Source organism: Bacillus sp. RC252 (genome assembly GCF_044909215.1).
Taxonomy (GTDB): Bacteria; Bacillota; Bacilli; order Bacillales; family Bacillaceae_G; genus Bacillus_A; species Bacillus_A mycoides.
In genome coordinates, this window is record NZ_JBIYDV010000002.1 from 362,225 (window position 1) to 377,773 (window position 15,549).

At 34.2% G+C, this 15,549-nt stretch carries 19 protein-coding genes; 7 read left to right on the plus strand and 12 right to left on the minus strand.

Features of this window, described 5'->3' with window-relative positions:
• Window positions 1–23 precede the first annotated feature (23 nt).
• Window positions 24–1,061, plus strand: a complete 1,038-nt coding sequence (namA, locus tag ABH960_RS04880; RefSeq protein ID WP_404443225.1) for an NADPH dehydrogenase NamA — start codon at window positions 24–26, stop codon at window positions 1,059–1,061.
• Between the two features lie 29 nt (window positions 1,062–1,090).
• Here namA and ABH960_RS04885 read toward each other — a convergent pair whose 3' ends face one another.
• Window positions 1,091–1,750: an oxidoreductase gene (locus ABH960_RS04885; RefSeq protein ID WP_002031464.1), complete on the minus strand. Its 660-nt coding sequence runs from the start codon at window positions 1,748–1,750 to the stop codon at window positions 1,091–1,093.
• A 116-nt stretch (window positions 1,751–1,866) separates the two neighbouring features.
• Window positions 1,867–2,010 (minus strand): hypothetical protein, encoded by a 144-nt coding sequence (locus ABH960_RS04890; RefSeq protein ID WP_404443351.1) that lies wholly within the window; start codon window positions 2,008–2,010, stop codon window positions 1,867–1,869.
• Between the two features lie 279 nt (window positions 2,011–2,289).
• Here ABH960_RS04890 and ABH960_RS04895 point away from each other — a divergent pair, with 279 nt between their 5' ends.
• On the plus strand, window positions 2,290–3,240 hold the full coding sequence (locus ABH960_RS04895; RefSeq protein WP_088293937.1) for a metal ABC transporter substrate-binding protein: 951 nt from the start codon (window positions 2,290–2,292) through the stop codon (window positions 3,238–3,240).
• A 138-nt stretch (window positions 3,241–3,378) separates the two neighbouring features.
• On the plus strand, window positions 3,379–3,849 hold the full coding sequence (locus ABH960_RS04900) for a GNAT family N-acetyltransferase (RefSeq protein ID WP_002031458.1): 471 nt from the start codon (window positions 3,379–3,381) through the stop codon (window positions 3,847–3,849).
• 14 nt (window positions 3,850–3,863) lie between these two features.
• On the opposite strand, the gene ABH960_RS04905 is transcribed toward ABH960_RS04900, so the two are convergent.
• From ABH960_RS04905 to ABH960_RS04915, 3 genes are all read right to left on the minus strand, one after another.
• Window positions 3,864–4,610, minus strand: a complete 747-nt coding sequence (locus tag ABH960_RS04905) for a VOC family protein (protein WP_404443230.1) — start codon at window positions 4,608–4,610, stop codon at window positions 3,864–3,866.
• Window positions 4,611–4,628: 18 nt separating this feature from the next.
• On the minus strand, window positions 4,629–5,153 hold the full coding sequence (locus ABH960_RS04910; protein ID WP_002189354.1) for a PadR family transcriptional regulator: 525 nt from the start codon (window positions 5,151–5,153) through the stop codon (window positions 4,629–4,631).
• 117 nt (window positions 5,154–5,270) lie between these two features.
• Window positions 5,271–6,221 carry a CobW family GTP-binding protein gene (locus ABH960_RS04915; RefSeq protein WP_404443233.1) on the minus strand — a complete coding sequence of 317 codons (951 nt, stop codon included), beginning with the start codon at window positions 6,219–6,221 and terminating at the stop codon, window positions 5,271–5,273.
• 165 nt (window positions 6,222–6,386) lie between these two features.
• Here ABH960_RS04915 and ABH960_RS04920 point away from each other — a divergent pair, with 165 nt between their 5' ends.
• Entirely contained in the window at window positions 6,387–7,289 is a 903-nt protein-coding gene (locus ABH960_RS04920; protein WP_404443236.1) for an aldo/keto reductase, read from the plus strand.
• Between the two features lie 24 nt (window positions 7,290–7,313).
• On the opposite strand, the gene ABH960_RS04925 is transcribed toward ABH960_RS04920, so the two are convergent.
• Both ABH960_RS04925 and ABH960_RS04930 read right to left on the minus strand, forming a co-directional pair.
• Window positions 7,314–7,898, minus strand: coding sequence for a GNAT family N-acetyltransferase (locus ABH960_RS04925; RefSeq protein ID WP_002126982.1), 585 nt, complete (start codon window positions 7,896–7,898; stop codon window positions 7,314–7,316).
• Between the two features lie 75 nt (window positions 7,899–7,973).
• Window positions 7,974–9,446 (minus strand): flavin monoamine oxidase family protein, encoded by a 1,473-nt coding sequence (locus tag ABH960_RS04930; protein WP_033730283.1) that lies wholly within the window; start codon window positions 9,444–9,446, stop codon window positions 7,974–7,976.
• Between the two features lie 187 nt (window positions 9,447–9,633).
• On the opposite strand from ABH960_RS04930, the gene ABH960_RS04935 reads away from it, so the two are divergent.
• Both ABH960_RS04935 and ABH960_RS04940 read left to right on the plus strand, forming a co-directional pair.
• Complete coding sequence (locus ABH960_RS04935; protein WP_282914753.1) at window positions 9,634–9,825, plus strand: DUF3896 family protein; 192 nt, start codon at window positions 9,634–9,636, stop codon at window positions 9,823–9,825.
• 104 nt (window positions 9,826–9,929) lie between these two features.
• Window positions 9,930–10,931, plus strand: coding sequence for an LLM class flavin-dependent oxidoreductase (locus ABH960_RS04940; protein ID WP_002012419.1), 1,002 nt, complete (start codon window positions 9,930–9,932; stop codon window positions 10,929–10,931).
• A 52-nt stretch (window positions 10,932–10,983) separates the two neighbouring features.
• Here the strand turns inward: ABH960_RS04940 and ABH960_RS04945 are convergent, their stop codons facing one another.
• The 3 genes from ABH960_RS04945 to ABH960_RS04955 all read right to left on the minus strand — a co-directional run bounded on the left by ABH960_RS04945 (window position 10,984) and on the right by ABH960_RS04955 (window position 13,197).
• Window positions 10,984–11,925: an alpha/beta hydrolase gene (locus ABH960_RS04945; RefSeq protein ID WP_404443241.1), complete on the minus strand. Its 942-nt coding sequence runs from the start codon at window positions 11,923–11,925 to the stop codon at window positions 10,984–10,986.
• Window positions 11,926–12,180: 255 nt separating this feature from the next.
• On the minus strand, window positions 12,181–12,645 hold the full coding sequence (locus ABH960_RS04950; protein ID WP_000488199.1) for a DUF3939 domain-containing protein: 465 nt from the start codon (window positions 12,643–12,645) through the stop codon (window positions 12,181–12,183).
• Between the two features lie 108 nt (window positions 12,646–12,753).
• Window positions 12,754–13,197 carry a Dps family protein gene (locus ABH960_RS04955; protein WP_002126976.1) on the minus strand — a complete coding sequence of 148 codons (444 nt, stop codon included), beginning with the start codon at window positions 13,195–13,197 and terminating at the stop codon, window positions 12,754–12,756.
• 241 nt (window positions 13,198–13,438) lie between these two features.
• Here ABH960_RS04955 and ABH960_RS04960 point away from each other — a divergent pair, with 241 nt between their 5' ends.
• Complete coding sequence (locus tag ABH960_RS04960; protein WP_002064968.1) at window positions 13,439–14,479, plus strand: YkvI family membrane protein; 1,041 nt, start codon at window positions 13,439–13,441, stop codon at window positions 14,477–14,479.
• Window positions 14,480–14,512: 33 nt separating this feature from the next.
• On the opposite strand, the gene ABH960_RS04965 is transcribed toward ABH960_RS04960, so the two are convergent.
• Both ABH960_RS04965 and ABH960_RS04970 read right to left on the minus strand, forming a co-directional pair.
• Window positions 14,513–14,881, minus strand: coding sequence for a DUF3979 family protein (locus ABH960_RS04965; RefSeq protein WP_002086098.1), 369 nt, complete (start codon window positions 14,879–14,881; stop codon window positions 14,513–14,515).
• A gap of 266 nt (window positions 14,882–15,147) precedes the next feature.
• Entirely contained in the window at window positions 15,148–15,453 is a 306-nt protein-coding gene (locus ABH960_RS04970; protein WP_404443246.1) for a hypothetical protein, read from the minus strand.
• Window positions 15,454–15,549: the final 96 nt, after the last annotated feature.

The window sequence follows — 15,549 nt, forward strand, 5'->3', positions numbered from 1 at the left end:
AATTCAATCAAGGGGGATATTTGATGGAGTTTCAACTCTTTTCACCTTATACAATTAAGGACGTTACGCTAAAAAACCGTATCATTATGTCACCTATGTGCATGTATTCATCAGAAAATGAGGATGGCCAAGTAACTAATTTTCATCTCGTCCATTATGGAACCAGGGCTGCTGGCCAAGTAGGTTTAGTTATGATTGAAGCAACAGCTGTGTTACCTGAAGGACGAATTTCTAGCAAAGACTTAGGCATTTGGGATGACACTCTAATTGAAGGCTTACATAAAACGACAACATTTATACATAATAACGGTGCAAAAGCAGCCATTCAACTCGCTCACGCCGGAAGAAAGGCTGAATTAGAAACAGATGCTTTCGCTCCCTCAGCAATTCCGTTTAACGATAGAATGAAAATACCAGTAGAAATGAATAAAAAGCAAATTAAAGAAACTGTTTCTGCTTTTCAAAAAGCAGCTTTACGCTCTAAACGAGCGGGGGTTGACGTTATTGAATTACATGGTGCTCACGGTTATCTTATTAATGAATTTCTTTCTCCGCTTTCCAATAAGCGGACTGATGAATACGGGGGCTCACCTGAAAATCGCTATCGTTTCTTACGCGAAATCATCGATGCTGTAAATGAAGTTTGGAACGGACCGTTATTTGTTCGTATTTCAGCAAATGATTATCATCCTGACGGGTTAACGGTTCAAGATTATGTGCAGTATACAGGATGGATGAAAGAACAAGGGGTAGATTTAATCGATTGTAGTTCTGGTGCTGTTGTACCCGCACATATTGATGTGTATCCTGGTTACCAAGTACAATATGCTAAACATATTAAGGAGCATGTTGACATCGCGACTGGTGCGGTAGGATTAATTACAACCGGATCACAAGCAGAGCAAATTTTAAATAATAACGAAGCAGATTTAATTTTTATCGGACGCGAGTTACTTCGTAATCCATACTTCCCAAGAATAGCTGCCAATGAACTTGGCTTTGAATTAAAAGAACCATATCAGTACCGACGAGCACCCGGGAAAATTAAAACTAATAAGTAAAACCGAGAAATTATTCTTCTCGGTTTTACTTATTTTATTTCTATAATATCGTTTGAACTATAAATATGAATACCAGATTCTTCACGTAGCGCTGTTATATACATTCCTTTCGCCACATCTTTAGCTGAAATTGGTTTATACTTTTTAAAAGCCCCTTTAAATATAAACGGAAGAATACGAGATAATTTCTCAGCCATTCTTTCCCCAAAACGATATTCTTGTCGATTTCCAACTAATAATGACGGCCTGAAAATATGTATGCCACCAATAACTAGCTTTTTCAGCTCCTCTTCCATTTTCCCCTTCACTTGCGAGTAAAAGAAAAATGATTTAGGTTTTGCTCCCATTGATGAAATAACAAGAAAATTTTGCACGCCTTGTTTTTCAGCTAAGCAGGCAGCTCGTAATGTATATTCATAATCTACTTTTTTAAAATTCGACTTCGACTTCGCTTTTTTTATCGTTGTTCCTAAGCAACTAAAAACATCATCTACTGCAAAAAATTCTTTGTATTCCTCTAATACTGAAAAATCCACCTGTTTCTGTTGCAATTTCTCATGCTGTAATTGTAATGGTTCTCTTACAAAAATAGTAACCGAATCGTAGTAATCTGAGTCAAGTAATAGTCGTGTTATTTCTTGTCCAACTAGCCCACTTGCGCCAAGTACTAACGCTGTTCGCTTATTCATATATGTGTATACCTCTTTATTTACTATTCTCTCCTATAGCTAATCGTCGCTAACAGGAGTTTCCGTTCTCCCATTTTACCATAAGTAAAGCACTATGCGTACGCATAGTGCTTTACTTACTCTTTTTTCTCTTCTTTTTCTTCCGCTGGCAATTTTGTAATTGTTGTAGCATCTCCTAAATTACTTATTAATCTCCTTAAAAAAATTAAAACAAAAGATAATGGCAATACTACCGCAAGTATTAATAAGATAGCCTCCATGAAGTAACCCAAGCACTCATCCCCTTTTTTTCTGCTCCCTCCCAATATATGAAAGTAACATTGTCACATATGCACCAATCATAAAAATTAATACCTTTCTTTTTGACAAATTTATAACAAAAACAAATCGTAATGATTATTATTTATTGCAACTTTCATAAAGATGTATTATACTAGGTTCGCAAACTAAAACGTAATTATTCCGTTTTGTATTAAAACGATATTTTCTTCTTATATTTGGAGAAAATATAATTGTAAAAAAGAAAAGAGGAGAATTATATGCCTAAAAAATTAGCTCTATTTTCATTTATACTTATTTTCACACTCATCTTTGCTGGATGTTCTAACAACAAAGAAGGTGCAACGAAAAAAGATGGGAAACTTTCTGTTTATACAACCATTTTCCCACTCGCTGACTTTGCAAAAAAAATCGGTGGTGATTATGTAAATGTAGAAACAATTTACCCACCTGGTGCGGATTCTCATACATTTGAACCAAGTCAAAAGCAGACTGTACAAGTGGCGAAAGCCGATTTATTTGTTTATAACGGCGCAGAATTAGAACCATTTGCCGAAAAAATGGAAAAATCATTAAAAAAAGAAAACGTAAAAATTGTAAATGCATCTAAAGATATCGAACTTCGTGCTTCATCTGAAGAAGAGCAGCACGATCATGGAGACGGTCATAAAGAAGATGAACATCATCACGATAAAGACCCACACGTTTGGATAGATCCTACTCTTGCGATGAAACAAGCAGAAAAAATTAAAAATGCACTTGTAGAATTACAGCCTGAACATAAAAAAGAGTTCGAAAAAAACTTTGCAGCACTACAAACAAAATTCACTGATTTAGATGATCAATTTAAAGCAGTTGTTGCAAATGCAAAAACGAAAGAAATATTAGTTTCACACGCAGCTTACGGCTACTGGGAACAACGATACGGTTTGAAACAAATTCCAATCGCTGGAATTTCAGCATCTGATGAACCATCTCAAAAACAGCTTGCTGACATTACAAAAACAGTAAAAGAGCACGGTCTACAATATATTTTATTTGAAACATTCTCTACTCCAAAAGTAGCATCAGTTATTCAAAAAGAAACAGGTACAAAAATTTTACGCTTAAATCACCTTGCTACTATTTCTGAGGATGATGCAAAGAACAATAAAGATTACTTCACATTAATGGAAGAAAACGTAAATACTTTAAAAGAAGCAACAAACTAATCAACTATATTTTCTAGGCAGCTGAATATGTCATTCAGCTGCCTTTTTATGTATTTATCCTTGACTTGACCAAAATAACAAGTAAAATTATCCATATTAGCTTTTAAGCTATATTAATCTAGAAGGTGAGTTGGAATTATGACTCTTCACATTAGTGAAGTAACAGCAAAAAATTGGCGTTCAGTAGCTGCTTTAAACGTCGCAAAAGACCAGCAGCAATTTATTGAAAGCAATGCGTTTTCTTTAGCAGAATCATTATTTGAAGGAAACGGAACGTCAGTAGGTTTATATGATGGAGAAACACTTGTAGGGTATGCAATGTATGGATGGTATTGGGAAAAACGTAAAAGTGTCTGGTTAGATCGCTTTATGATTGATCAACAATATCAAGGAAAAGGATACGCAAAACGTTTCCTTCGCATACTCATTCAATTCTTACAAGAAAAATTTGAATGTAAAATAATTTATTTAAGTTTACATCCTGACAACAAACTCGCAATGGGACTATATGAATCATTTGGCTTCCGTTTAAATGGTGATATTGATGACGAAGGCCCAGTTGTAGGTGTTGTAATGGAATTACTAATAGATGAAAATACAAGCCTGTGAAAACAGGCTTTTTATTATTTATTTATTAATGTCACATTTTCTATATTTAATTTTTTCTCCCTATGTGCTTCGCTTTTGCAATCTAGTATTATCTCCGTAAAATGCTCATTCGATTGAATTAGATGAATCATTTGATTGCTTAAACGTATTACTATTTCTTCTTCCTCATTTGTAACATCTGAAAATAGACAACTAATAATGTCTCTATCTTCATTTGTTATTTCTCCATATAATTTCACCGTATTTATCCCTGTAATTCCCTGTTCCAAACTATTTGGATACATATATTTCTCCATATATTCTCTGCTCTTTTGATCGTCCATTTGTTGTAGAAAGAATTGAAACGGCATCCCCTTCATCGGCTGTATGTATGCATTTTTCCACGGCATAGTTTTCTTAAATAAATTAAAAAACCACTTGTAGTGTAATGGTTCTGGTTTTGTAATTTCAATTCCACCTTCTATCATTTTCCCATACACTTTATCTATATTTTCAACATCAATTGCCAGTCCGATGAGTCCCCTATGGCCATCACAATATTTCTGAACCCACTCTTGTACCCAACCACCCCCATCTTTTGTTTTTACTCTTACTAATTCTAAATATTCTTTTCCAATCCATATGTTAGATACTTTAAACCCTTTCGTTCCCTTTCCACATTTCGGAACATATGGAAGCCCGATAGAATGTACATTTTTAATCGTTTCCTTATTTTCTTGTATTTTTTTATTTACATTTATAACAAGATGATCGATTTTCATATTCTTCCCACCACATTTTTAGTTTTTTAATAGTTTCTCTAACCTATGAATAAATCGAAGTTGCATCTCACATTGTTCATACATATTTTCGAAAATTAGTTTCACATACGCTGGCGCGTTATCTTTTAGTCTTTCTCCTTCCCTCATCTCTTCATAAGTAGATCGTATTTCACTTTTCTGCTCTTCTAGAGCTTCTAAAACCTCCTCTCTCATACTCTCTTCTTCTGACAGAAATGTTAACGCTGTATATAGATGTTTCGGAAACATAACTGAAGTTTTTTGAAACGACTCCTTTAATAACCTTTTAAATTCTTGACTTCCCTTTTCTGTAATACAATATATCGTTTTCGACCGTTTTCCGGTCATTTCAATTGCTTTAACTTGAATGAAATTTTCATTTTCCATTTTTTTTAATGCGTGATAAATAGAAGCTGGGAAAACTTCCGCCCATTTTTTACTTTGCACCATATTTAGCGCCTGCTGTATTTCATAACCAGATAGCGACTCCCTTTTAGTAAGCAATCCAAGAATCATTAAACGCACCTTTTCTCCCCCTACCCCTAACAAAATACTAAACGTTTAGTAATTTCAGATTATTTTAATACAAATTCCAATTTTAGTAAACAAAAAAACAAAAATAAGCCTGCGATTTACGCAGACTTATTTCACACACTCTTGGAAATGTTCTTGGAACCATTCTTTATTAATATCTTTTCCGATGAACACTACTTCGCTTACTCGCTCTTCGCCCTCTTGCCACTCTCTATCGTACGAAGCAGCAAACAATGTATGTACACCTTGGAAAACAATTCTTTTATCTACTCCGTCAATAGATAATATCCCTTTGTAACGATATAAATACTCCCCTAGCTCTTGCACGACAGCTGACATCCACTCATTCAGTTTTTGTAAATCTAACGGACGCTCTTCACGTAGTACAAACGATTTTACACCTTCTAAATGGTTATGTTCTTTATGAGGGTAAATTTGTAACGTATCTTTCGTTTTAAACGTTTGAATTTGTAGTAACGATGGTATATCTACCTCACAGTTAGTCGTCTCGATTAATTTTGCAGTTGGATTAATTCCTTGCAGTTCATGTACGAGACTTTCTTTCTCATTTTCTTCAATTAAATCTAATTTATTTACTAACACAACATCAGCAAAGGCAATTTGTTCTTTTGCTTCTAGTCCCTTTTCAAAATGTTTATGTATATGATAGCTATCTACAACTGTTACAACACCGTTAATTTGGTATGCAGATTGAATAACTGGATCTAAAAAGAAAGTTTGAATAATCGGACCTGGATTTGCAAGACCTGTTGTTTCAATTACTAATCCATCAAAGTCCATTTTCCCTTCTGCTTTCACATCCAGTAATTGTTTTAAAGCAACAAGTAAATCTTCACGCACAGTACAGCATAAACAACCGTTTGTCATTTCCATAATTTCTTCTTCAACGTTCATAATTAATTGATTATCGATACCAATTTGCCCTATTTCATTTACAATCACTGCTAATTTCTTGCCGTGATCCTCTGATAAAATTCGATTTAATAATGTCGTTTTCCCTGATCCAAGAAAACCAGTTAGTATTGTTACTGGAATCATTCCTTACATCTCCTTATAGCTATATGTTTCTACATTATAGCATATAGAGAAAAACGTTTTTGTAGCAAAACATATTTATTGTATGTACAACCGGGTAACTATATAATAATATGTAGCAAGAAAGCCTTTTCAAAAATATTATCATTCATCAAGGGGGTACTTATAATGGAACGAGTTCAAATGGCCGAAACACTAGAATTTTCTCGTATTATTCAAGGGTTCTGGCGTTTAGCAGAATGGAATATGACAAAGCAAGAGTTACTTTCTTTTATTGAAGACTGTATGGATTTGGGGATTACTACTTTCGATCACGCTGATATTTATGGCGGATATACATGTGAAGGATTGTTTGGAGAAGCGTTACAACTCAAGCCTTCCTTACGCGAAAATATGCAAATCATCACTAAATGTGGAATCGCTCCCCCATCCCCTAAATTTCCAGAGCGATATGTTGCTCACTACAATACGAGTGCTGAACATATAATAAAAAGCGCGGAGGATTCATTACAAAACTTACATACAGATTATATTGATGTATTGCTCATTCATCGTCCTGATCCATTCACGGACCCAAATGAAGTGGCAGAAGCGTTCTCACGCTTAAAGCAAGAAGGAAAGGTTCGTCACTTCGGTGTATCTAACTTTTTACCTTCACAATTTAATATGTTAAGTTCGTATTTAGATTTCCCGCTCATTACAAATCAAATTGAAGTATCTGCGATGCAGCTTGAGCATTTTGAAAAAGGTACGATTGATTTATGCCAAGAAAAACGAATTAATCCAATGATTTGGTCACCTCTTGCTGGTGGTGAAATCTTTACTGGTCAATCAGTACGTGCCATACGTGTACGTGAAACTTTACAAAAAGTTGCTACTGAACTAGGTGTTACTAGCATCGATACTGTTATGTATGCATGGTTACTCGCTCATCCAGCTAACATGATGCCAATCGTTGGCTCTGGTAAATTAGATCGTGTGAAAACAGCCGCTCTTGCTACAAAAGTTAACTTAGACCGCCAACAATGGTTTACAATTTTCGAAAGCTCTAATGGACATCCTGTACCATAATAAACAAAAAGAAGAGCTGTTTCTTTACAGCTCTTCTTTTTCATATGTATTTCTCGTCATTGCAAATACACACATATCCCTTAATCCATTTCCATCCACCGCAACACTCGCGCTTTCTAAAGTACCCTCTAATTTAAAGCCTAATTTCTCTGGTATCGCTCTACTCTTCTTATTTAGAGAATCACAACGAATTTCTACGCGGTTTGCTTTCAATTCAGTGAAAGCATAATCTGTTATACCTTTTGCAGCCTCTACCATATAGCCCTTTCCACTAAACCTTGAATCAATCCAATACCCGATTTCAAATTGAGGTATATCCCAATTAATACGATGTAATCCGGCAGATGCAATAAATTCACCTGTTTCGTTCGAAAAAACTAGTAATCTCAAATCCTCACGCTGCAAAAATTGAATATGCGATTTTCTAATACTCTCTTCTATTTCTTCCTCTGTTTGCTCTTTTTGTGCAAAGACCATCCAAGGTTTTAATTCTTGTATTGAAGCTTGAATTGCGTCATATACAACTTTACCATCACCTGGTTTTGGCATTCGAATAAAAAGCCTGTCAGTATAAAATTCAGAAGGAAAATCGAATAATAACGGATTCACTGTAAACACTCCCTATAATTCTTTTATATATAATAATATCCATCTCAAGTTATACAGTAAAGAAATTTCTGAATTTTAAACTTTTTGATCATTCACTTCCATCGCTACACGAACTCCAGATTCAATCGCACCTTGAATCCATCCGTGATACAGCGTTGTATGATCACCAGCAAAATATATTCTCCCCTCAGGTTTTACAATGACTGGCTGTAATTCTGATTCTTGGCCAGCTTGAAATAGTGCAAACCCTCCAAGCGCATATGGATCTAATGTCCAACTCTTTGATATTCCAGACATGAACTCATCATATACTTGACCGCCTAATATTGTTGCTAAATTTTGTAGTGTGTAATAGATACGATCCCCCTTTGATAACCCATCCCATAACAACGCATCATAAGACCATGTATAGCTTCCTAACATCATAGCAGGCCCTTTCTCTCCGATTCCATGGCTTGGATAATACGCATAACGTATAGGAAGATCTGTTATAATTCTCCCACCTAATTGCCCTTGTTCCTCCCAAAAACGACTTTTAAATTGAATTCCTATTTTTGTAGCTGGCATATAATGCAATTCGCGAATTGTTTTCCACTTCGCATGAGATATCGAATCAAATGGATCTACTTCTACAAATCGCATTGTTGAAAAAGGAATTGTAACAATAACTAAATCCCCTGTAATACTACTATATTCAAAAGTTTCCTCGTTCCGGTAATAGGCTGTTACACTATTGGCTTGTTGATGAAGCTTCATTAATTTTTGATTATATATAATATTTCCTTCTAATTGTGGTAAAAAAGACTTTGGTAATCTATCATTCCCACCTATTATTTCGCAAAATCCGCTCTCCTCTTGCATAATATATAAAAAACGTAACGTCTCAACGAATGACCTTTCTAAAAAACCTTCTAAATCTAATAGAACACCTATCATCTCAATCGTTACTGGCGAAAAATACGTATTATATTGATAAGGATGATATTTTAAAAATTGACCTGTAGAATATTTCCCAAAATCCTTTACTACAATATCCCAATTTTTCTCTGGGTTCTTTTTTATAAAATTTATAATGGGCTGTACCGCTAACATTAATAGTTCCTCAGACGTTTTCCCAACTTCATTCATTTCCACAGGATATCTTAAAATACTTGGATCTTTTTCGTATTGTTTTAATGTCGTTTCCCGACCATTTACGTATATAATATCTGTCTCATTCCTATTAATAAAAGGGCTCACCTGTAGCCCAAACTTTCTTATATATGCCATCGTTAATGTATGCGAATACGGAATTCTCATCGCTCCAACATCTAAATATAATCCGGTATCTTCCATCCTAACTGTCTCTATGCGGCCACCTACACGGTTGTTCGCTTCAAAAACCTTCACTTCATGCCCTGCTGCTTTTAATAAAGATGCCGAAACTAATCCAGCCATACCAGCCCCTACTACAATGATTTGTTTCGGACGTGTCGTCTTCTTCAATCCCTTATTTATAACTTTTAACGTTTCATCCATCTCATTGTTAAACATTATATCTTTCTGCACAATCCCACCCCTTACTTCATGAAATACAAATTAGTGGTTTAGTGCATTTTATTCATAAATTCACTTAAACATAACACCACCACAATTTGAAAATTCACTAAAAATACATAAGGTGCAGCTCTCCCCCTTCCACATACTTCATATGATAAACATACAGATAGTAACTGTATGGAAAGGGTGGATACACATGAAACGTACTTACGATTATCAGGCTACAAAAAAACATTTAGAATTAAAGAAACAGCAGTTATGTAAAAAACTCACTAGCGTTAAACTAACTGAAGAAGAACGCAAGCAAATACATTTAGAAATTGATAACTACGAATATATATTAAACTTAGTCGAAATGAATCATTATGAACGAGGGTTTTTTCATTAAAAGCGGATAAAAAATTATTCACTTTTCCTTTTGAGCATTTCATTACGCATTTTTCGTAAGTAAATATATAATAGGATGTACATTAAGATTGAGAGGTATATTCTATGATCAAATTAAGTGTATTAGACCAATCACCTATTTCAGATGGTAGCACAGCAGCCCAAGCTATTTCACATACAGTTACGCTTGCACAAGAAGTTGAGAAACTCGGATTCACACGTTTTTGGGTATCCGAGCACCATAATTCAGTTAGCTTAGCTGGTTCAAGTCCAGAAATACTCATTTCACATATTGCCGCGAAAACTGACCGTATTAGAGTTGGTTCTGGTGGTGTTATGCTGCCACATTATAGTCCATATAAAGTTGCCGAGAATTTCCGCGTTTTAGAAGCACTTTATAAGGGCCGCATCGACCTTGGTGTCGGGAGAGCGCCTGGTGGTATGCCGATAGCAACTCGCGCACTTCAAGAAGGTAAAATGGTCTCACTTGATCAATATCCAGAACAAATTGCAGATGTTGCTATGTACTTACATGATCAAGTACCAGAAAACCATCATTATGCAAACTTAAAGGCTACTCCAGTTATCCCAACATCTCCTGAAATGTGGATGCTCGGTTCTAGCGGAGAAAGTGCAATGATTGCCGCAAAGCAAGGCGCTTCTTTTGCATTTGCACAGTTCATTAACGGATACGGTGGCCCTGAAGTAATGAAGGCTTACCAAGAACAATTCCAACCTTCCTATTTAGGTGATAAACCAAAATCAATCGTATCTATTTTTGTTATTTGCGGAGAAACAAATGAAGAAGCGGAGAAGATTGCATCAAGCCTTGATTTATCGATTTTACTATTAGAACAAGGAAAACGGACTACTGGTACTCCTTCTATTGAAACTGCTCAAAATTATTCGTATAGTGCTTATGATCTATTCCGCATAAAAGAAAATCGTCAACGTATGATTGTCGGTGATCCGTCTTCTGTGAAAGAAAAAATATTAAACTTAAGCAAAGCGTATAATACTGACGAATTTATGATTGTCACGATTACTCATCAATTTGAACATAAATTAAACTCTTATCGCCTATTGGCAGATGCTTTTAATTTATAATAACGAAAAGGAGATGCATCACATATGATGCATCTCCTTTTCTTACTACCAATCAATTGTTTTTGCTTCCTATATATTCAATAGCTTCTTTTAATAACTCATCAAAATTATGAGGATAATCATGATTTAAGTTAGGCACAACTTTATACTTATGTTCTATATTTTTATCCTTTAATAACGTTACAAATTGCTGTGTACCTTCAAAACAATCTTCATCTTGATCCCCACATATTATATATCCTTTTATGCTTTTATCATGCAATATTCCAATCATCTCTTCCCATTCTTCCATTTCCGGAAGCCACGGTGCCACAAAAATAAAACCGTTCACTTCTATTTCACCTTGTAACATGGAATGTAACGCTACTCTTGCCCCAGCAGAAAAGCCACCAATAATAATATTCCCAAATGTTTTATTCACTTTAATCTTATTGTAATGTCCTTTTAACTCATCTCTTCCTCTTTCGATATTATCCCACACATATCCATCTGAAAATTGAATTTGGGAAGATTGAGGCAATGCTAGCATAAAACCTTGTTCCATTACAGAGTTCCAATATGGTTCTATTATTTGTATATTTTCTTGATCCCCATGCAGTGTTATTAGTAGATTTTCAGTTTGTTTGCTGTATTTATATTTCACGTCTGCTTGTTCCGATTTCTTTGCTAATTCTTCTCTTTCTTTACATAATTGAACCATTCTATGAAACTCTTCAAATTTATGTAGTGGTTTTAAATCATCATCGGAAATTAAATACTCACTTCCGTACCAAAATCCATTTTCTATAATTGCTTTCTTCATTAAATGCAACGCTTCTCCTTCAAGTCCTGCTGCACTTGCTAATGCATATTTAAAATTATATATTTGCGCTTCATTACCCATTACATCTTTAGCATTATTCATTATATAAGAATACGCTTCAAAACTTCCTTTATTTGCATAACAATGTAACGTTTCATTTAATAACTTAATATAAGTCATACTATTTTTCATATAGAAATTCCCCCGTAACCTTTTATAATAATTGTTTCTCCAACATTCCTATCATTCTAGGGTCACGGTATAAGTAAATAAATTCTACAATTCAACTTAACAATACCTGATTCTCAGAATGATATTTAATAATTAATGTATGTATACGCATAATACACCACTCCTTCCTATCCACTAGTTGTAGTATAAAGTTAAATAGACTGAAAAATCAATGTTTTAATAACAAAAAAAGACAACAATATATTATTGTTGTTCTCATAACATCTGCCCACTATTCTTTTTTTTCTTATCTGGTTTACTTGAAACTAAATAATGCTTTTCTGAAATATATAAGTTTCTTTTTAATATACGATTTAAATATGGTCCTAGCTTCACTCCGCATATGAGGCGATCTTCACTATCTTCAACAATTGGGAACATTTCTTTTTCTGTTACATATTGATCTACGGCCTTTTGTACGATATCAATTTCTTTAACTAGGTTTAAATTTTCTTCTGTATGTTCAAATACTTCAAGCGTTTCCTTCGTTATCAGAAAAAAATTTGTTGGAAATGCAGGTAAATAGGGCTTTAACAAATCATAATTTACTGTGTAATCATCATTTACTAAAACTGTATAAACGATATTAGCATTCGTTTCTAGAAACTTCGCCATCGCTTGTTCTAATTCATCTTTCGTAATTTCCCTATCTTCTTTTCCAGTTCTGAAAAAGCGAAACATTGTATCGCCTCCTTTTTACTATATTATAGCATAAAAGAAAACTGAAAAATCACAAAAAACTCTATTGAAAGAATTTTTCAATAGAGTTTTTCTTTAATCAATTTATGTTTATTTTAAGAATGCACTTAACATCCACACATGTTGTTCTAATGTCGTATGAATTGCTAATAGCATATCAGCTGACGTTTCATCACCAGCTTCATCAGCTACTTCCATACCTTCTTTTAATTCTTGAATAAGTGCAGAAAAATCGTTTACTAAAGTTTGTACCATTTCTTCTGCAGACTCTTTGCCTGTCCCTTCACTCACAGTAGAAGCTGCTAGATACTCTTTCATTGTCGCTAACGGTTTTCCTTTTAACGCTAAAATACGTTCTGCTAACTCATCAATGTAAGTCCCTGCTTCATTATAAAACTCTTCAAATTTCTCATGTAATGTAAAGAAGTGTGGTCCTGTCACATACCAGTGATAATTATGCAATTTCACATATAACACATTCCAGTTTGCTACCTGCTTGTTTAATACTTCAACAACATTTGTTTTCGTACTCATACAATCCACTCCTCTTATCATTTTATAATTATTATCTTTTAATAACTTAATTACATTTTACCATAGATTTCCTACTCTTCCGAATGAACAGCTTATATGTAACAAAGTTTTAACAACCTTAATATTTCCCTAATATCATATAATTCATGTATTCTTTCAACTACTTCACATGTCTAATTGTCCAAGCTCACACATATGCATAATAGTAAGTCAAGCTCATCATAGAAGAAAGAGGGATAACATGGACAATCAACAATGGCAAGTAGCAAAGAAAGTCGCTGCTACTTATATCGGAACTGTCGTTGGAGCTGGATTTGCTACTGGGCGCGAAATTGTTGAATTTTTTACAGTTAACGGATTTTACGGAACCATTGGCATATGTATAAGTGGATTTTTTTTTATTTGGCTCGGCACAAAGATGATGTTACTTTCATCACAAATAGGGGCATTCTCAGCTCAAGAATTCAACAAATATTTATTTGGGGATGTATTTGGAAATGTCGTAAACACATTACTATTACTCGTATTATTTGGTGTAACGAGCGTTATGTTATCAGGAGCCGGTGCAGTATTTGAAGAACAACTCCGCCTCCCGAGACAACTTGGTATTTTCATCACGGTCATCGCCTGTCTCATTATTGGGAGCCGGGGATTACAAGGTGTTTTTGAAGTAAATACGCTTGTCGTACCTATTATGATGATCTTTATTATCGGACTCGCTATTACAACCTTTTTCCATAGTACAACACCTATTAGTAATACTATTCCTGCAGAGAGCTGGAATATGAAGTGGATTACTAGCCCTATTACATATGTCGCTTTAAATCTTTCGCTCGCCCAAAGCGTTCTCGTCCCGTTAGCCAGTGAAGTAAAAGATCGAAAAGCCATTTTGTGGGGTGGAATTTTAGGTGGTGCAGGACTTTCTTTAATTTTATTATGCAGCCATTTAGCTATCTTATCAGTCGACCAATTTTATCAATACAATATCCCAATGGCTGAAGTCATAAGAAGATTTAATGCAACTTTTCACTTTTTCTTTGTTCTTATTATTTTCGGTGAAGTGTTCACAACTTTAGTTGGTAATGTGTTCGGGATGACAAAACAAATGCAATCCATTACCGGATGGAAAAGTAATAACATTATTTACTTCATATTACTAATTAGTTATTGCTTTAGTTTCATTGGATATAGTGAATTACTTCATATTCTATACCCTATTATCGGTTGGGTGAGCATCATTTTACTACCGATTATTGCCTTTAAACAACTTCAAAAAACATAAAAAAACATCCGTGTATACGGATGTTTTTCATCTTCATTCACAGTCTTCACATACTTCCCAGTACGGCCCCATTTCTACTGCAAGATATGGCTTTAATTGCAAACGAATCATTCGACTTGGCATGCGTTCCAATACGAATTGAATGCCGTCTTCCTCTTCATCCAACTCAACTTTTGAAATAGCAATTCTTTGCATAGTAGTAATAGGGCTTCCATCTTTATATAAAGTGATTTTCACCTCATCATACTCATTAAAATACAATTCAACATTCATTTGCTTTTTTAACATTTCATCAACAATTTCATAATTATCATTTTGTTCCTGGATTATATATTTCCAGCCGCCTCTATCTAATTCTATCGGAGCAGCTTGGAATAATGTCATCAAATCCTCGTACAGCATAAGATAACCCCTCTCTTACTAAAAAACGATGAGTATTTTATATACCCTTTATCTCTATCACTATCCATGTTTATTGTACCATATATCACGAATCTTACTGCATTCATTTGCTTTATAAACACATACAAAACATATAATATTTTCAGTTCACTCTCTATTCACTAGTATGTTCCCTTACTGATAACTTATCACTTTCCTTATTTCCTACACACTACTTATAAATCTTAAAAAACCACAAAAAAGAAGAGTAATTTATATCACTCTCCTCATAAGATTTTTCCTGTAGCTGCTAATGCTAACACTATAATTAAACTTGCAAATAATAGTGATACAATTAAACTAAAAATCGGTAATATTTTCTTTTCATTATTCTTAAATAATAACCTTAAACTAAAAATGATATTTAATGGAACAAATATAAAATAAAAGTATTTAACAATTTGTAATGAGCTATTTGAAAGTGTTTTAAATACAAACACTTCAATTAAAAAAGCAACAAAGAATAAAATGCTTAACCAAAACGAGACATAGCTAAGCCAAGAATATCTTTTCGTTCCCCAATACACTCCCATACTGATCTCCTTTAAACGTAGTATATATTATATTAATTATACACCCGCTTAACAAATTCCTCTATTTTTCGACAAACATTAAATACATTGAACCTC